The organism is Mesorhizobium sp. WSM4833 (genome assembly GCF_055811095.1).
Genome location: NZ_JBVVQG010000008.1, coordinates 202,975 through 220,752, shown reverse-complemented (window position 1 = coordinate 220,752; position 17,778 = coordinate 202,975). Strand labels below are relative to the sequence as shown.

The 17,778-nt window shown below is 62.1% G+C and carries 13 protein-coding genes; 6 read left to right on the top strand and 7 right to left on the bottom strand.

What is annotated here, in order from left to right; all coding sequences use genetic code 11:
* Positions 1-245 precede the first annotated feature (245 nt).
* The 4 genes from AC0L2D_RS18165 (at position 246) to lexA (ending at position 5,180) form a co-directional block, all read left to right on the top strand.
* Complete coding sequence (locus AC0L2D_RS18165; RefSeq protein WP_063167974.1) at positions 246-1,871, top strand: AMP-binding protein; 1,626 nt, start codon at positions 246-248, stop codon at positions 1,869-1,871.
* The gene (gene kynA / locus AC0L2D_RS18160) at positions 1,868-2,704 is read left to right on the top strand and encodes a tryptophan 2,3-dioxygenase (RefSeq protein WP_013531744.1); all 837 of its coding nucleotides are present in this window, start codon (positions 1,868-1,870) and stop codon (positions 2,702-2,704) included. Before AC0L2D_RS18165 ends, kynA begins: the two co-directional genes overlap by 4 nt.
* Before the next feature lie 77 nt (positions 2,705-2,781).
* Entirely contained in the window at positions 2,782-4,029 is a 1,248-nt protein-coding gene (gene kynU / locus AC0L2D_RS18155) for a kynureninase (RefSeq protein ID WP_473541755.1), read from the top strand.
* Positions 4,030-4,439: 410 nt separating this feature from the next.
* A complete protein-coding gene (gene lexA / locus AC0L2D_RS18150; protein ID WP_013531746.1) occupies positions 4,440-5,180 on the top strand; it encodes a transcriptional repressor LexA in 741 nt (246 codons plus the stop codon).
* Here lexA and AC0L2D_RS18145 read toward each other — a convergent pair.
* Positions 5,174-7,636, bottom strand: a complete 2,463-nt coding sequence (locus AC0L2D_RS18145) for a ComEC/Rec2 family competence protein (RefSeq protein ID WP_473541752.1) — start codon at positions 7,634-7,636, stop codon at positions 5,174-5,176. The genes lexA and AC0L2D_RS18145 overlap by 7 nt on opposite strands.
* Before the next feature lie 102 nt (positions 7,637-7,738).
* On the opposite strand from AC0L2D_RS18145, the gene gltX reads away from it, so the two are divergent.
* Together gltX and gltA are read left to right on the top strand one after the other, a co-directional pair.
* Positions 7,739-9,163 (top strand): glutamate--tRNA ligase, encoded by a 1,425-nt coding sequence (gene gltX / locus AC0L2D_RS18140; protein WP_473541750.1) that lies wholly within the window; start codon positions 7,739-7,741, stop codon positions 9,161-9,163.
* Positions 9,164-9,347: 184 nt separating this feature from the next.
* A complete protein-coding gene (gene gltA, locus AC0L2D_RS18135) occupies positions 9,348-10,673 on the top strand; it encodes a citrate synthase (RefSeq protein ID WP_013531749.1) in 1,326 nt (441 codons plus the stop codon).
* Between the two features lie 48 nt (positions 10,674-10,721).
* Here the strand turns inward: gltA and lpxB are convergent, their stop codons facing one another.
* The 6 genes from lpxB to bamA form a co-directional block, all read right to left on the bottom strand.
* Positions 10,722-11,900, bottom strand: coding sequence for a lipid-A-disaccharide synthase (lpxB, locus tag AC0L2D_RS18130; RefSeq protein WP_473541748.1), 1,179 nt, complete (start codon positions 11,898-11,900; stop codon positions 10,722-10,724).
* Positions 11,893-12,810 carry an LpxI family protein gene (locus tag AC0L2D_RS18125; RefSeq protein ID WP_224619205.1) on the bottom strand — a complete coding sequence of 306 codons (918 nt, stop codon included), beginning with the start codon at positions 12,808-12,810 and terminating at the stop codon, positions 11,893-11,895. Before AC0L2D_RS18125 ends, lpxB begins: the two co-directional genes overlap by 8 nt.
* A complete protein-coding gene (gene lpxA, locus AC0L2D_RS18120) occupies positions 12,782-13,615 on the bottom strand; it encodes an acyl-ACP--UDP-N-acetylglucosamine O-acyltransferase (protein ID WP_013531752.1) in 834 nt (277 codons plus the stop codon). Before lpxA ends, AC0L2D_RS18125 begins: the two co-directional genes overlap by 29 nt.
* 13 nt (positions 13,616-13,628) lie before the next feature.
* Complete coding sequence (fabZ, locus tag AC0L2D_RS18115; RefSeq protein ID WP_013531753.1) at positions 13,629-14,096, bottom strand: 3-hydroxyacyl-ACP dehydratase FabZ; 468 nt, start codon at positions 14,094-14,096, stop codon at positions 13,629-13,631.
* A complete protein-coding gene (gene lpxD, locus AC0L2D_RS18110) occupies positions 14,089-15,147 on the bottom strand; it encodes a UDP-3-O-(3-hydroxymyristoyl)glucosamine N-acyltransferase (RefSeq protein ID WP_275953068.1) in 1,059 nt (352 codons plus the stop codon). Before lpxD ends, fabZ begins: the two co-directional genes overlap by 8 nt.
* A 75-nt stretch (positions 15,148-15,222) precedes the next feature.
* Entirely contained in the window at positions 15,223-17,589 is a 2,367-nt protein-coding gene (gene bamA / locus AC0L2D_RS18105) for an outer membrane protein assembly factor BamA (protein WP_063167969.1), read from the bottom strand.
* Positions 17,590-17,778: the final 189 nt, after the last annotated feature.

Sequence of the window (17,778 nt, the reverse complement as noted above, 5' to 3'; positions counted from 1 at the left end):
TCCAGGGCAAAAACATTTTAGGCTTGAAACAAATTTCGACTGGTGCGATCCTGCCCGTACGAACAGCCGACAATGGGAGGTCTGCTGTGCTGCCCTCACCTGCAGATGTTCACCCTTTCGGGCGCGCATCTCCGAGCAGGCGTGATGGGCAGCACGAAGCCTCCTCAGAGCAGGACCTTAGGATCCACCACATCCAGCCAAGGCGCATTGCGCACTGGCCAGGCAGCAGACGGGAGAGCGGCGACATGCTTGGGCCTTCAGCGCATATCGACACGTTCACGCGCGATCACCTGCCGCCGCCGGAGCAATGGCCCGATATCCTGCTCGACGGCTTCGACTATCCCGAACGCCTCAACGCCGGTGTCGAACTGACCGACCGGCTGGTCGAGAAGGGCCTCGGCGACCGCACAGCCCTGATCGGCAATGGCCGCCGCCGCACCTACAAGGAACTGTCGGACTGGACGAACAGGCTCGCCCACGCGCTGGTCGAGAATTATGGCGTCGAGCCCGGCAACCGGGTGCTGATCCGCTCGGCCAACAACCCCGCCATGGTCGCCTGCTGGCTGGCTGCCACCAAGGTCGGCGCCGTGGTCGTCAACACCATGCCTATGCTGCGCGCCGGCGAACTGGCCAAGATCGTCGACAAGGCGGAAATCACCGTCGCGCTCTGCGACACCAGGCTGATGGACGAGATGACCGCCTGCGCCAAGGACAGCACCTTCCTCAAACAGGTCATAGGCTTCGACGGCACCGCCAACCATGATGCCGAGCTCGATCGTGCCGCTCTCGACAAGCCGGTGACATTCACCGCCGTCAACACCGGCCGCGACGATGTCGCGCTGCTCGGCTTCACCTCGGGCACGACAGGCGTGCCGAAGGCGACGATGCATTTCCACCGCGACCTCCTGATCATCGCCGACGCCTATGCCCGCGAAATCCTGGAGGTGACGCCGGACGACATCTTCGTCGGCTCGCCGCCGCTGGCCTTCACCTTCGGCCTTGGCGGGCTCGCTATCTTTCCCCTGCGCTTCGGTGCGGCGGCGACGCTGCTGGAGCAGGCGACGCCACCCAACATGATCCACATCATCGAGACCTACAAAGCCACGATCTCCTTCACCGCGCCGACTGCCTACCGCGCCATGCTGAAGGCCATGGATGAAGGTGCCGACTTGTCTTCGCTGCGGGTTGCCGTTTCAGCCGGCGAAACCTTGCCCGCTCCGGTTTTCGAAGAGTGGACGCAAAAGACCGGCAAGCCGATCCTCGACGGCATCGGCGCCACCGAAATGCTGCACATCTTCATCTCCAACCGCTTTGGCGACATGAAGCCCGCGTCGACCGGCAAGCCGGTCGGCGGCTACGAGGCGCGCATCGTCGACGACGAGATGCGCGAAGTACCGCGCGGCGCGACCGGCAGGCTGGCGGTGCGCGGCCCGACCGGCTGCCGCTACATGGCCGATATCAGGCAGAAGGACTACGTGCGCGACGGCTGGAACATCACCGGCGATACCTTCACGCAGGACGAGGACGGCTTCTTCCATTTCGCCGCGCGCTCCGACGATATGATCGTCAGCGCCGGCTACAACATTGCCGGCCCCGAGGTCGAGGCCGCACTTCTGTCACATCCCGACGTCGCCGAATGCGCGGTGATCGGCGCCGAGGACGCCGAGCGCGGCCAGATCGTCGAGGCGCATGTCGTGCTGGTGCAGGGCGTGGCGCCTGACGCATTGACCACCAAGCGCCTGCAGGACCATGTCAAGGCGACGATCGCGCCCTACAAATACCCGCGATCGGTGAAATTCATTGCTGCTTTGCCCAAGACCCAGACCGGCAAGATCCAGCGCTTCCGGCTGCGCACGGAGAAAGTCAATTGAGCGAGCCCTACGATCCGGCGTCCGAAGGCGCACAGATGTCGTTCAACGAGCGCATGTCGTACAGCGACTATCTGCACCTGGAGAAAGTGCTGGAGGCGCAGACGCCGCTGTCGTCGGCGCATGACGAGATGCTGTTCATCATCCAGCACCAGACCTCGGAACTGTGGATGAAGCTCGCTTTGCACGAGATTGGCGCCGCGATCCGCTCGATCCGCGCCGACCGGCTCGAGCCGAGCTTCAAGATGCTGTCGCGAGTCGCGCGCATCTTCGAGCAGCTGAACAATGCCTGGGATGTGCTGCGAACGATGACGCCCAGCGAATATACCGAGTTTCGCGACGCGCTCGGCCAGTCCTCGGGTTTCCAGTCCTGGCAGTATCGCGCCATCGAGTTCATGGCCGGCAACCGCAACCTGGCCATGCTCGGGCCGCACAAGCACCGGCCGGACCTCAGCGGAAAGCTGGAAGCCATCCTGGCCGAGCCATCGCTCTACGACGAAGCGCTGCTGCTTTTGGCGCGCAACGGATTCGACATCGGTGCCGATGCCAGGCGCACGGACTGGCGTGAGACGCGAACCGAGAATGAAGAGGTCCTGGTCGCCTGGCAGACTATCTACCGCGATCCGCAGCGCTACTGGATGTTCTACGAACTGGCCGAGAAGCTGGTCGACTTCGAGGATTATTTCCGCCGCTGGCGCTTCAACCACGTGACCACGGTGGAGCGCATCATCGGTCTGAAGCGCGGCACCGGCGGCACGTCGGGTGCTTCGTATCTGAAGAAAATGCTCGAGGTCGTGCTGTTTCCGGAGCTGTGGACGGTCCGCACTCGGCTCTGACATCATCGAAATGAGAACAGGCTCACCGAAGGGACGCTCTGTGGCGGAAACCCTTCGCGAACAACCGGGGACTGACCATGAGTGGAATTCCTGATCTCGCCGCAGTCGAAGCGATGGATGCCACGGATCCGCTGCGGGCCATGCGCGACCGTTTCATTCTGCCGGAGGGGGTGATCTATCTCGACGGCAATTCACTGGGGGCAGCATCTCATGCCGTTTTCGGCGAGCTGCAGCAGGCGGCGACGCAGGAATGGGCCCGAGATCTTATCCGAGCCTGGAACACGGCCGGATGGTTCGAGATGCCGATCGAACTCGGCGACCAACTCGGACGCCTGATAGGAGCCGCGGCCGGCCAGACCGTTGTCTGCGACACGACATCGACCAACATCTACAAGGTGCTGCACGCAGCGATGGAGATGCGGCCCGGCCGGTCAGCCATCGTCGCCGAAGGTGACAGTTTTCCCACCGACCTGTACATCGCCGAAGGCGTGGCCTCGACCCGGGATGCCGTCCTGCTGCGCCTCGCGGGCGTCGACGCGCCGACCATCGAAGAGCTGATCGACGAAAACGTGGCGGTGGTGCTGGTCAACCACGTCAATTACAAATCGGGTGAACTGCGCGACATGGCGGCGCTGACGCGCAGGGCTCATGCGGCCGGAACGCTGATCGTCTGGGATCTCTGCCACACCGCCGGCGCCCTGCCCGTCGAGCTCGATCAGGCAAATGCCGATTTCGCTGTCGGCTGCACGTACAAGTACCTCAACGGCGGTCCGGGCGCGCCGGCCTTCATCTATGCCGCACAGCGCCACCACGGCGATATCAGCCAGCCGCTCAGCGGCTGGTGGGGCCATGCGCGGCCCTTTGCCTTCGAACGGGGTTATGTTGCCGGCACCGGCATCCGCCGTTTTCTGTGCGGTACGCAACCGGTCCTGTCGATGCGGGCGCTCAAAGGCGCGCTTGCCATCTGGAGCGACGTCGACATGGCGGCATTGCGAAAGAAGAGCGTCGCGCAGACAGAACTGTTCATCCAGCTCGTCGAAGCCAAGTGCGGCGCCTACGGTCTCACGCTGGAGACTACCCGCGACGCGACCAGGCGCGGCAGCCAGGTGTCGTTCCTTCACGACCACGGCTATCAAATCATGCGGGCGCTGATCGAGCGCGGGGTGATCGGTGACTTCCGCGCACCGTCGACCATCCGTTTCGGCTTCACGCCGCTCTATGTCAGCTACAAGGATGTGTGGCTGGCGGTTGAGGTTCTGGAAGATATTCTGCGCACGGGTGCATGGAAGGACCAGCGTTTCGCCGTCAAGGAAGCCGTTACCTGACGCACCGATCCCGGCGATCCGCCGTCGCTGCCCTCACTGCCTGGCAAATGACGGAGAGCTGAATTTCCAGCCAAAATGCCCAACTGACGTTGGCGTTTTGGCTCCGTTTCGTTCACGGCCAACGAACGTCCCGAAGGTTGCAATCGCCCCTTGTCGAGGTCGATCGACAGATAATGCCAAGCTTTGGTAGAGGATAAGCCACAGGTCATTAACCATAACAATTTCAATGTGAGCAGGCGCATTGCCGAAGGTGGCGCCCGTCGATCGTAACCCGCTGGCAAGCGCCAAATAATTTCAGCAGCCTTAACAAATTCATTAAACTTTAAACGGTTGCAGAACACAACTGGAACAGATAGTGTTTGTTCTGGGTTTGTTTTTCGATTCTGGTTTCAGGGAACCTGGGGGCCGCCATGCTGACACGCAAGCAACATGAACTGCTGATGTTCATCCATGAACGCCTGAAGGAGAGCGGCATTCCGCCATCCTTCGACGAGATGAAGGAGGCGCTCGACCTTGCCTCCAAATCCGGGATTCATCGGCTGATCACGGCCCTTGAGGAGCGCGGCTTTATCCGTCGGCTGCCCAATCGGGCCCGCGCGCTGGAAGTGCTGCGGCTGCCGGACTCCATCGCGCCAGGCCTCAATGCGGCAAAGAAGTTTTCGCCAAGCGTCATCCAGGGCAGTCTTGGTCAGGGTGGTGCTCTTGGCCGGCAGATCAAGCCGGCGCCTTCGCGGATGCCTTCGCCCGGCAATGACGACGATGCGGTCTCTGCCGTTTCGATCCCGGTCATGGGTCGCATCGCCGCCGGCGTGCCGATCGATGCCATCCAGCATCAGACGCATTCGATTTCGGTGCCGCCGGACATGATCATGGGCGGCGCGCACTATGCGCTGGAGGTCAAGGGCGATTCGATGATCGAGGCCGGCATCTTCGACGGCGACACCGTTATCATCCGTAACGCCGACACGGCCAGCCCCGGCGAGATCATCGTGGCGCTGGTCGATGAAGAGGAAGCGACGCTGAAGCGGTTCCGCCGCAAGGGCGCCTCGATTGCCCTCGAAGCCGCCAATCCAGCCTACGAGACACGGATTTTCGGGCCGGACAGGGTCAAGGTGCAAGGCAAGCTCGTCGGCCTGATCCGTCGCTACTGAGACGGCTGTGGGTTGACCACTGGCTTCTCGGGTTTCTTGAAGGGTGCCAGCCCCCTCGCCTCGCGAGAGTATTTGCGTTGCGTGTGCCAGGGCCGATATGGGCTGTCCACGGCGAAGCTGATTGTCGCCGGCGTGGTCGCCGATTGGCGATCGAAGAAGACCGCGGCACTGCCTTTGCGAGCCAGTTGCCGCTTGGTGATAACGAGAACCAGCGGGTTATGACAGGCGTCATAGGCGGTGGCGTCGTTGACGACGATCAGCTCGGCGAAGCCGCAGGCTTTCCAGGTGTCCTTGCGGTCCTCGACATAGGCAATGATCGCACCGGACATGTGCCTGGCCACGCAAACGCCTGAGGAGCAATAGAACGGCGACCCCGGCGGTAGCTCAACGGCATCCGCGACGTCGAATTGCCCATCGCTGTTGTCGAACACTTCCGGAACGACGATGGTTTCCGATGTCAGCGCGCGTTTCCAGTTGTCGACGGTGAATTCGTTCGGCCGTTGCCGGCTGACGGCAAGCTCACCGCCACCGATCGGCAACGCCACCAGCCGGGCGTCTTCTGAGATCAGCACATCGGGCGTGCGCGTATCCGAGACGGTCAGCAAGCCTGCCAACGCGAATGGCAGAGCCGCGAGCCGCAGCCATGTCGTCGCCATCGTCGCGATGACCAGGGCAATGGCCACCAGCAGGACCGACTGTTGCGAAATCAGCCCGACCCCATCGACAGGCGAACGCTCGGAGATCCAGCCCGATATGGCGATCATCATCGTCAGGCCCTTGCCCATCAGGTAGAGACCTGGCCAATCCAATCCGAAAGGCATCAGCAGCGCGCTGGCGACGGCCAGGAACATGACGACGGTGACGATCGGCATAACCGCGAGATTGGCGAACAGGCTGAGCGGCGACACACGCTGAAAATGCCAGATGGCAAACAGCGTCGTGGCGCTGCCGGCGATGATCGAGGTCATGGCCAGACCGATTGCCGCCAGCAGGAATTTTCGTGTCAGGAACCCGGGCAAGGATCGCTTCGGCGGCGGCGGTCTTGCTTTTCCCGCGCGGTGATCCGCCCAGCCGGCATAGGCGCCGACCAGAGCTGCGGTCGCGGCGAACGACATCTGAAAACTCGGGCCGACCACCTCATGCGGCGACACCACGATGACGGCGATCGCCGAGATCGCCAGATTGCGCATGGTGAGTGCTGCTCGATCGAACAGAACTGCAATCAGCATCACTGCCAGCATGATGAAGCTGCGCTCGGCGGCGACGACGATACCTGAGATGACGAGGTAGGCTGCGATCGAGAACAGTGCGGCGGCAGCGGCATACTTCTTGACCGGGCGACGCGCGGAAAAATCGGGAAACAAGGCGAAGGCGCCGCGCAGCAACCCCATGATGGTGCCGGCGACCAGAGCCATGTGCAGTCCCGAAATGGAGATGATGTGGTAGATGCCGGTACGTCGCATCGCCTCATTGATGTCGTCGGGAATGCCGGCGCGCACGCCGACGATCAGCGCCGCGGCGATCTCGCCTTCGGCGCCGCCGACGCTCGCCCTGATATGGTCGGCGATGCCTTCACGGGCATTTTCCACGCTGGAGGAAATTCGGGCCGACAGCGGCATGTCGCCATCATCGCTGACGACAAGCTTTGGATTGCCGAGAAAGAATCCGCTGCCACCAATGCCGGCAAAATAGCTGTCGAAGGAGAAATCATAGCTGTCCGGTCGCACCGGCCCGGTCGGCGGCAAAAGCTTGGCATATCCAGTGATGAGCGAGCCTGCGGTCACGTCAGCCGGGATCTTGCGTGCCGAAAGCCGTACCCGTTCCGGCGCATAGCGCAGTTTCGGTCTTGCGGTCGATGTTACGTCGATGGTCAGCCGGATACGGCCAGTTTCCATCCGGTCGAGCGAGACGACGCGGCCGGTCACCTGCGTCGAGATTTCCGAGCCCAACATTTGTGTGCCCGCACGCCACGTCTCGACCTTGGCAGCAAGCAGTCCTAGGGCGCACAAAAGTGCCGCCATGAAACACAGATGGGTCTTTGGCCATGAGCGCGAGACCAGCGCACAGATCCCCGTCAGGATGACAACCGCGACAGGTCTCGCAAAGTCGGGTTCAGCCGTCAGCGAAAAATAGCCGATCGCTCCGATCGCAAGGCAGACCGGCACCAGCAGGAAGGCCACGCCCCGGTCGAGTTCCAGGCTCGCCGCCGTGTTCACGCTGTGGCGCAGGCGAGGCAGTGATATCAGGCCGATCTGCCGGCGCACGCGCACGATCCTGCCGGTTTCGGCAACAGGAACAGAGGCGGCGACACCCGTTTGCAAGGGCAGCTTGCCGGAATCCGGCACGACGGGCGACGGCGGCGGCAATGAGGCTGGCAGAGGCGCAAATAGGGACCGTTCGCTGACGCCAATGGCAGCGTCCTCGCCCTGATCCGAGCCCCAGCCTCGTCCAGCCATCGGGTCTGCCCCTTGCGCCCTCGACACCCTATGCTACATGAACGCGCAAAGCGCGAAAGTCCGCGCGACCGCACCCCGCTTCAGATGGTTTCCGAGAGTTCCATGTCCGACAAGGTCGTCACCCGTTTTGCCCCTTCGCCCACCGGCTATTTGCACATAGGCGGCGCGCGCACGGCGCTGTTCAACTGGCTGTATGCAAAGCACACCGGCGGCACGATGCTGCTGCGCATCGAGGACACCGATCGCGAACGCTCCAATGAAGCCGCGACGGCTGCCATCCTCGACGGGCTTTCCTGGCTTGGCCTGAGCTGGGACGGCGAGCCGGTGTCGCAGTTTGAGCGTGCGCCGCGTCACCGCGAGGTGGCCGAGGAGCTCGTGCGCATCGGCAAGGCCTATTATTGCTACGCCACACCAGCCGAACTGGAGGCGATGCGCGAGGCAGCCAGAGCCAAAGGGCTGCCACCCCGCTACGATGGCCGTTGGCGCGACCGCGACCCCTCAGAGGCACCCGCAGGCGCCAAGGGCGCCATCCGCATCAAGGCGCCGACCGAAGGCGAGACCGTCGTCCATGACCGGGTCCAGGGCGACGTGCGCTTTCCCAACAAGGACCTCGACGATTTCATCATCCTGCGTTCGGACGGTAACCCGACCTACATGCATGCCGTCGTCGTCGACGATCATGACATGGCCGTCACCCACATCATCCGCGGCGACGACCATCTGACCAATGCCGCCCGCCAGACCGTCATCTACAACGCCATGGGCTGGGACGTGCCGTCCATGTCGCATATCCCGCTGATCCACGGCGCCGATGGCGCCAAGCTATCGAAACGGCACGGCGCGCTTGGCGTCGAGGCCTATCGCGCCATGGGCTACCTGCCGGAGGCGCTGCTCAACTACCTGGCGCGTCTCGGCTGGAGCCATGGCGACGACGAGATCATGTCGATCAAGGACATGATTTCCTGGTTCGACATCGGCGATGTCAACAAGGGCGCGGCGCGCTTCGACTTCGCCAAGCTGGAGGCGATCAACGGCGCGCATATGCGCCGCATGAGCGATGCCGAGCTGTTCGACATCTTCATCGCCACCCTGCCCTATCTCGAAGGTGGCCCGGCGATCGCCGCACGCCTGAACGACAGCACCAAGGCGCAGTTGCTGGCAGCGCTTCCGGGCCTGAAGGAGCGCGCCAAGACGCTGGTGGAGCTCGTCGACGGCGCGGCCTTCCTGTTTGCCACGCGACCGCTGCCGATCGACGACAAGGCGGCCCTTCTGCTCACCGATGACGCCCGCAAGATCCTGCGCAGTGCTCACGAAGCTTTGAACGGGCTTACGGGTGACTGGACAGCCGCCTCGGCGGAGGCGGCGATCCGCGAGGTGGCGGCGGCCGGCAGCCACAAGCTCGGCGCGGTGGCCCAGCCTTTGCGCGCCGCTTTGACCGGCAAAAGCACCTCGCCGGGCGTGTTCGATGTGCTCGCCGTCCTCGGCCGCGAGGAAAGCCTGGCGCGCATCTCAGATCAAATCGATTAGGAGCAAACTGGCCCAAGAAGATTGGCATTGAAAGGCGGGTTTCGCAGTGCAACATTAGGCCTTGGCCCAATCTGGCACGCACCTCCTGAAATGCGGTGGCGAATACGCGCATTGCGGTGATTTTCGACGTGTCGCTCTGCGAAATTTGCCTTTGCCGGCATGAGGAAACAAGAAGGAGTTTGCAATGACCGAAGCTGCGAAAAAACTGGATTTGGGCAAGACCCAAGAGGCCACCGCAACGCTTGAATTCGCCGGCAAGACCCATGAATTCAAGGTGCGAAGCGGTTCGGTCGGGCCTGATGTGATCGACATCGCCTCGCTCTACTCAACCACCGGCGCTTTCACCTACGATCCCGGCTTCACCTCGACGGCAAGCTGCGAGTCCGAAATCACCTTCATCGACGGCGACGCCGGCATCCTGTTGCACCGCGGCTATCCGATCGACCAGTTGGCCGAACATGGCGACTTCCTCGAGGTCTGCTATCTCCTGCTCTACGGTGAATTGCCGACCAAGGCGCAGAAGGACGATTTCGATTACCGCGTGACGCGCCACACCATGGTGCATGAGCAGATGTCGCGCTTTTTCACCGGCTTCCGCCGCGACGCGCATCCGATGGCGGTGATGTGCGGCGTGGTCGGCGCGCTGTCGGCCTTCTATCACGACTCCACCGACATTTCCGACCCCTACCAGCGCATGGTTGCCTCCATGCGGCTGATCGCCAAGATGCCGACGATCGCGGCGATGGCCTACAAATACCACATCGGCCAGCCCTTCATTTACCCGAAGAACGAGCTGAACTTTGCCGCCAACTTCCTGCATATGTGCTTTGCCGTGCCTTGCGAGGAATACAAGATCAACCCGGTGCTGGCGCGCGCCATGGAACGCATCTTCATCCTGCACGCCGACCACGAGCAAAATGCCTCGACCTCGACCGTTCGCCTCGCCGGCTCGTCGGGCGCCAACCCGTTTGCGTGCATCGCCGCCGGCATAGCCTGCCTGTGGGGACCCGCGCATGGCGGCGCCAATGAAGCGGCGCTCAACATGCTTGGCGAGATCGGCCATGTCGATCACATCCCCGAATTCATCGCCCGCGCCAAGGACAAGGACGACCCGTTCCGCTTGATGGGGTTCGGCCACCGCGTCTACAAGAACTACGATCCGCGCGCCAAGATCATGCAGAAGACGGCACATGAGGTTCTGGGCGAGCTCGGCATCAAGGACGATCCGCTGCTCGACATCGCCATGGAGCTGGAAAAGATCGCGCTGACCGATTCCTATTTCATCGAGAAGAAGCTCTACCCGAATGTCGACTTCTATTCCGGCATTACGCTGAAGGCGCTGGGCTTCCCCACCACCATGTTCACCGTGCTGTTCGCGGTCGCTCGCACCGTCGGCTGGATCGCCCAGTGGAAAGAGATGATCGAGGATCCGCGCCAGAAGATCGGCCGCCCGCGCCAGCTCTATACCGGTGCACCGGAGCGGGATTACGTGCCGATCGCAAAGCGGTGAATCAGGAAATAGTGAGTAGTGAGTAGCGAAGTCGACCATTTCTACTGACTACTGACTACTCACTCTCTTGACGTACCGCATCACCACCTGCGCGGCGATCTCGCCGGACGGTCTACCGGTAGCCATGCGCCGCCTGATCTCTGCGCATCCATCCTTCTGCCAGGCACGCATGCCGCTGTCGGCGAACAGTGCCTCCAATTGCCGGGCAAGATTGTTCGGCTTGATATAGCCGTCGTAGAATTCGGGAATAAGCGCTCGATCCGATATGAGATTGGGCAGCAGCGCCGACCAGACGGAAACGAGGTACGGCGCCAAGATGCGCGCGACCGGGTCGAGCCTGTAGCAGGAAATCATCGGCACGCCGGCCAGCGCCAGTTCCAGCGATACCGTCCCGGACGCGATCAGCGCCGCATCGGCCCTGCCGAAAGCCTGCCATTTGCGCTGGGGATCGACGATGATCTCAGGTTTTTCATCCCAGCGGTTGACGGAAGATTTGACGAGGTCGGCGACATGCGGGACGGTCGGCAGCAGCAGCCGCAAGCGGTGGCCGCGCGCGCGCAGGATCGACACCGTCTCGCCGAACGGGTCGAGCAGCCGCCGTACCTCGCTACGCCGCGAACCGGGCAGGACGAGCAAGGTTTTGACCCGATCAGGAGAAAGGTCGCGCGGCAACTCCTGCGCCTTGGCTGCAGCGAGCAAGCCCGCATCGTGCGTCAGGCGATGCCCAACATAGGTGCCCGATGGCCCGCCGAGCCGCTCCAACTCCTTAACCTCGAAAGGCAGGATGCAGAGGATGTGGTCGACATAGGGCTTCATCGCGACCGCCCTGCCCGGCCGCCACGCCCATACGCTGGGACAGACATAGTGGATGATCGGAATCGACGGGTTGGCCGCACGCACCTTTTTGGCGACGCGCAACGAAAAGTCCGGACTGTCGATGGTGACGAGGCAATCCGGCTTTTCGTCGGCAACGGTCTTGGCCAGTTGGCTGATCCGCCGCATCAGGCGCGGCAAGTCGCGCAGGACGGCACTGAATCCCATAAGGGCGATCTCGCCGGCATCGAATGGCGAGACCAGTCCCAGCGTCTGCAGATGACGGCCTCCGAGGCCGACGAGTTGCACCTCGCGTCCCGCAGCCTGCCTGAGCGAGCGCACTATATCGGCGCCAAGCAGGTCGCCGGACTCCTCGCCGGCAACAATCGCGATCTTCAATGCCCTGTCAGCCATTGTGCCGCTCCGTCGTGGCAGGCAGGCCAATGACGAACAGGCCGAGTGCGTTGGCGCGCGCGATGGTTTCAGGACCTTCGAGAACCAGCGAACGTCCCGCCTCGACGGCAATCCCGGCAAGCTCGGCTGCATGCGCTGCTTCGACCGTCTGCAGGCCGATGGACGGAAGATCCGCTCGCAGTTCCTGGCCAGGCTTGGCGCACTTGACCAGGACGCCGCGGGTCTTGCCCGCAATACGGCCGTGGCCGCGTAAAAGCTTTGCCCGCTCAAGCAATCCGGCTGTTCCTTCGATGCCTTCCAGCGCAATGGTCCGGCCACCGATGGCGATCGCGGCCTGGCCGATGTCCAGCGCCCCGATGGCCTTTGCTGCGTCAAGGCCTGCCTCGATGTCACGCCAGTCCGACTTTTGTGGCGCGGCGTTGGTCAGGACGCCTTCGGCGGCGACAAGGCTCGGCACGATTTCATGCGCTCCCACAACCTTTATTCCACGGGCTTCGAGGCCCCTCGCCAAGACCTTCAGCAGGCCATCGTCGCCACGCGCGAGCGCCATGACGACCAGCGGAATTACCGCGAGCAGGCTGAGACTGGGGCGCAGCGCAAGCAATCGCGGTCGGCGCTTGATCTCGCCTGCAAGCACCAGATGGGTGATCCGGTGCCGCCGTAGCAATGGGACCAGCGAACCTATACCTTCCAGAGCGAGGCTTTCATGATCGTATCGGGAGAGCTCCGCGATGCGGTCGACCTCGCCTTCCATCAGGATGACGAAGGGCGGATAGCCTTGTTCAGCCGAACCGGCCGCGACTTCGACCGGCAGACTGCCGCCGCCGGCAATGATGCCGACCCTGGAGCCCGGCGGAAGATCAAGACGCGCTGCCGCTGTCTCAGTCTTCGTCATCGACATCGTCGCCATCGCCGCCCTTGAGCGACGGCACAGCATAGTGCCGCTTGCCGCGACTGGTGATGAAATCGATGATCTTCATGGCGGTCGGCGACGACGCGAACTCCGCCTTGGCGAACTCGATGTTCTCGCCAACAGTGCGGGAACGATCGAAGATCATCCTGTAAGCCTTGCGCAGCACAAGGATTTCGGACCTCGGCAGGCCGGAGCGCTTGAGCCCGATGATGTTGAGACCGCGCAAACTGGCGCGGTTGCCGACCGCTATGGCAAAGGGGATGACATCGCCGACGATCGCGGAGCAACCGCCCAGAAAGGCGTTGTCGCCGATGCGGACAAACTGATGCACTGCGGTCAGGCCGCCGATATAGACGTTGTTACCGACCTCGCAGTGGCCGCCCAGCGTTGCGCCATTGGCGAACGTCGCATTGTTGCCGACGACGCAATCATGGGCGATATGGGCGTAGGCGAGGAAATTGCCGTTGTCGCCGACCGTCGTCTCACCGCGGCTGGAATCGGTGCCGAGATGCATCGTCACGCCTTCGCGGATCGTGCAGTTCCTGCCGATGACCAGGGTGGTTCGGCCGCCCTTGTGCTTTGTGTTCTGCGGCGGCGCGCCCAATGTCGCCATCGGGTAGACCTTGGTCGAGGCGCCGATCGACGTCGCGCCCATCACCGAGACATGACTGACCAGTTCGACGTCGTCGCCGATCACCACATCGGCGCCGACATGGCAGAACGGCCCAATGCGCACACCTTGGCCGATTTTGGCGCCTTCCTCGACAATGGAGGAAGCATGGATGGATGTCTTGATTTTCATAAGCACTCGATCGTCAGTCGCTGGTGACCATCATGGCTGAAATCTCGGCCTCGGCCGCCTTGGCGCCGTCGACCATGGCTTCACAAGCGAATTTGAGCAGGTTGCCGCGTTTCTTGATTTTCTTGACATAGATCTTCAACTGGTCGCCGGGAACGACCGGTTTGCGGAATTTGGCGTTGTCGATGGTCAGGAAATAGACCAGCGACGGCTTTTCGGTACCCAGGCTGCGGATGCAGATGGCGCCGGCCGTCTGGGCCATCGCCTCAACGATAAGCACACCCGGCATGACCGGCTGCTCAGGGAAATGGCCCTGAAAATGCGGCTCGTTTATGGTCACGTTCTTGATGCCGATGGCGGATTCGTCACCATCAATGTCGACGATACGATCGATCATCAGGAACGGATAGCGGTGCGGCAGGAGCTTCATCAGCCCCATGATGTCGACCGCTTCCAGCGTCGTCGACGCGATCATGTCAGCCATTGCCTCCCTCGCCCTGTTTGCGGGTCCTGGCGAGCTTGCGCAGCATGGCTATCTCCCGCATGGCTTCCGCCATCGGCTGTGCCGGATAGCCGCCCCAGATCTCGCCTGCAGGGACATTGCTCATAAATCCACTTCTGGCGGCAAGCTTGGCCCCTGTCCCTATGGTCAGGTGATCCGCAAGCCCCACGCCGCCGCCCATGGTGACATTGTCACCCACGACCACAGAACCCGAAATACCCGAAAGCCCGGCTATTATGCAATTGCGGCCGATGCGGACGTTATGGGCGATCTGCACGAGATTGTCGATCTTGGTGCCTTGGCCGATGATCGTATCGGACATGGCGCCGCGATCGACGGTGGTGTTGGAGCCGATCTCGACGTCGTCCTGGATAACGACACGACCGATCTGCGGCACGCGCTCAGGACCCTTGGCCCCGCCGACGAAGCCAAAACCATCCTGGCCTATCCTGGCGCCGCCATGAATGATGACGCGATTGCCGATCAAGGCATACTGGATGCTGGCGCCCGGACCGACATAGCCGTCGCGGCCGATCTGGCAGGATTGTCCGATGACCGCATTTGGGGCGATGACGGTGCCGCTGCCGATCGAAGCACCTGGCCCGACAACCGCGCCGGCCTCGATGACGGCACCGGCTTCGACATGGGCGGTCGCATCGACGTGAGCGTGCGGCGAGACGCCGGTTTCGCTGGTCATTGGCCCTGGTGTCGCCGCCCTCGGAAACAGCAGACGCCCGATCAGCGCGAAGGCCTGTTGTGGACGCGGATGAATGAGAACGGCAACGCTTGCCGGCGCCTTGCCGGCAAATTCCGCCGGGCACAGCACCGCGGCAGCCCGCAGCGACGGCATCAGCGCGGAATTACGCTTGCCGTCGACAAAGACGAGCGCATTCTCGCCGCCCTCGCTGGCCGGCGCGAGTGCTTCGATCGAAATATTGGAGTGGCCGGAATCGACAAGCACCGAGCCGGTCAGATTCGCGACTTCGCCCGCCGTATACCGGCGTGATGGCGCGAAGAACACCGGATCGGTCATTCCAGAAGCTATATCCAGCTAGGTCGGAACATTTCTCCCGGACCCTGAAGACCCGGGAGCATCGTTGGCCGCCGATCAGAAGCGGGTCGATATGCCGAAGTTGAATTCCTGCACGTCGTCGCGCGCTTCCTTCTTGACCGGGATCGCATAGTCGATACGAATCGGACCGAACGGCGACGCCCACATCAGACCAACGCCGACAGAGGCACGCAGCTGCATGTCCGTTGACTCCTGAGCAACGCTCGTAACCTTGCTGCCATAGAGAGTCGCCGCGTCTGCAAACACAGCTCCGCGAAGGCCGAAGCTTTCCGGAACGACTGGCAGCGGGAACTGGGCTTCAGCAGAAGCATTGAAGTAGGTCGTACCGCCGAGATGGTCACCCGTGAGAGGATCCACAGGCCCGATACCGCCATAGGCGAAGCCACGGATCATGCGGTCCGTGCTCTGGAACTGATCGAAGATACGCAGGCCGTCACTGCCATAACCCTCGACATGGCCGGCGCCGCCCGAAATAAGGCCGACAAGATCAAGCGACTCGGACAACGTCTGATAGACGCTGCCGCGTCCCGTGATCTTCACGAACTTGGCATCGCCGCCAAGACCGGCCACTTCGACGGTTGTGTTGGCATAGATACCCTCATGCGGGTTCTTCATGTCGTCGATGGTGTTGTAGACCAGCCCGAGACTGACCGACGACTTGATCCAAGGGCTCTGATCGATGCCATCAAGGATTGCAGTTGAGATATTGCAAGGGCTGCCAGGAATATAAACCCCATCGGTCAAGCAACCATCGTCAACTTTATATTTTTCCTGCGAGATGTTGTACGCCAACTGGGTCGTGATGCTGTCGGTGATCGGCAGGCCGAAACGGATCGTCGCGCCCGTGGTATCGCTGTCATAGTTGTTGTTGTATTCCCGCGTCGACTTATAGATGTCGAAACCGGCGGCGATGCGCCGTCCGAGGAAATAAGGCTCGGTGAAGGACAGGCTGTAGTCGCGTGAATTCTTGCCGCCGCCCGCAGACAGCTTGATGAACTGACCGCGACCGAGGAAGTTGCGCTCGGTCACCGAGCCTTCGACCGACGGACCGGCCGTGTCGCCACCGGTCGAATAACCAGCACCCACCGAGAACTCGCCGGTCGACTTCTCAACCACGTCGACCACCAGAACGACCTGGTCGGGCTGCGAGCCAGGCACGGTCGAGATGTCGACTTTCTCAAAGTAATTCAAGTTTTCCAGGCGCTTCTTCGCGCGCTGGATGAGCACCTGGTTGAAGGCGTCGCCTTCGCTGACGTCGAACTCCCGGCGAATGACATAGTCACGCGTGCGATCGTTGCCGCGGATCTCGATGCGCTCGATATAGGCCTTGGTGCCCTGGTCGATCGTATAGACCACCGAAATGGTGTGGTTCTCGAAATTGCGGTCGCCGCGCGGCGTGACCTGCGCGAAGGCATAGCCGGAACCGGCCACCTTCTCGGTCAGCGCGATGATGGAATCCTCGACGTTCTTGGCGTTGTAGACGTCACCCTTGTGGGTCTCGATCACCGATTCCAGCGACTTGCCGTCGACTTCAGGGATCGTGCTCTCGACGCTGACATCGCCGAACGTGTAGCGGTCGCCTTCCTGGACGGTGATGGTGACCGTGTACTTGTTCGTCGCGCTGTCGAGCTCGCCGACGGCGGACACGACCTGGAAGTCGGCATAGCCGTGATTGTAGTAGAAGCGGCGCAGCAGCTCCTGGTCCGCGCGCAGCTTGTCATCGTCGTAGACGTCGTCGCGCAGGATGAAGGAAACCCAGGACGAACGCTTGGTGTTGATGATATCCGACAGGCGGCGGCTGGAATAGGCGCTGTTGCCGACGAAATTGATCGCCGCGATCTGCGTGCGATCGCCTTCGGCAATGTTGAAGACCACATTCACGCGATTGTCGCCAAGCTGCATGACCTGCGTGGTCACGGTCACGTCGTCGCGACCAATGCGCCTGTAGGCAGCCTTGACCGACTCCACGTCGGCATCGAGCGTCGCCTGCGAGAACGTTCCGCGCGGCTTCAGCTGCACCGCCGCCGCGAGCGCATTGTCCTTGAGTTTCTTGTTGTTCTGGAACAGCACCTGGTTGACAACCTGGTACTCGGCAACCTTGACAACCAGCGTCGAGCCGACCTGGTTGATCTGCACATCCGAAAACAGCCCGGTGCCAAACAGTGCCTTGACCGCACCGTCGATATCGGAACTGGAGAAAGCCTTGCCCGGCTTGATGGTGATGTAATTGCGGATGGTCTCAGCGTCGATACGCTGGTTGCCGCTTACTTCGACTCTGCTGACGACAGCGGCTTCAGCCGCCGATGTGGCAACGAACTGCACTGCGAGCGCGCCTGGCACGACCATGGCCGCGGACAGGGTCACCGCGGACGCGGCGCTTAGAAACTTGGATGCTGCCTTCATCGGGCTTAATAACCTTTTCTCGTAGTCCCCACGGCGAGAAAACCGGACGTGCGGTAATTTCCCCTACCGTATTAACCGGATTTTCCCTACACGCAAGGCTTCTGGTTAATTTGTATTTACTTAACCCTGCGGCGTGGCTTTCGCGTCACTCATATCCCCTTGCATGGTAAACGGCGTCTCAACATCGTC

Bases quoted from the DNA above. Each gene is read 5' to 3' on its own strand.
- AC0L2D_RS18165 (WP_063167974.1), top strand. From the start codon at position 246: ATGCTTGGGCCTTCAGCGCATATCGACACGTTCACGCGCGATCACCTG.
- kynU (WP_473541755.1), top strand. From the start codon at position 2,782: ATGAGTGGAATTCCTGATCTCGCCGCAGTCGAAGCGATGGATGCCACG.
- lexA (WP_013531746.1), top strand. From the start codon at position 4,440: ATGCTGACACGCAAGCAACATGAACTGCTGATGTTCATCCATGAACGC.
- AC0L2D_RS18145 (WP_473541752.1), bottom strand. From the start codon at position 7,636: ATGGCTGGACGAGGCTGGGGCTCGGATCAGGGCGAGGACGCTGCCATT.
- gltX (WP_473541750.1), top strand. From the start codon at position 7,739: ATGTCCGACAAGGTCGTCACCCGTTTTGCCCCTTCGCCCACCGGCTAT.
- gltA (WP_013531749.1), top strand. From the start codon at position 9,348: ATGACCGAAGCTGCGAAAAAACTGGATTTGGGCAAGACCCAAGAGGCC.
- lpxB (WP_473541748.1), bottom strand. From the start codon at position 11,900: ATGGCTGACAGGGCATTGAAGATCGCGATTGTTGCCGGCGAGGAGTCC.
- AC0L2D_RS18125 (WP_224619205.1), bottom strand. From the start codon at position 12,810: ATGGCGACGATGTCGATGACGAAGACTGAGACAGCGGCAGCGCGTCTT.
- lpxA (WP_013531752.1), bottom strand. From the start codon at position 13,615: ATGAAAATCAAGACATCCATCCATGCTTCCTCCATTGTCGAGGAAGGC.
- fabZ (WP_013531753.1), bottom strand. From the start codon at position 14,096: ATGGCTGACATGATCGCGTCGACGACGCTGGAAGCGGTCGACATCATG.
- lpxD (WP_275953068.1), bottom strand. From the start codon at position 15,147: ATGACCGATCCGGTGTTCTTCGCGCCATCACGCCGGTATACGGCGGGC.
- bamA (WP_063167969.1), bottom strand. From the start codon at position 17,589: ATGAAGGCAGCATCCAAGTTTCTAAGCGCCGCGTCCGCGGTGACCCTG.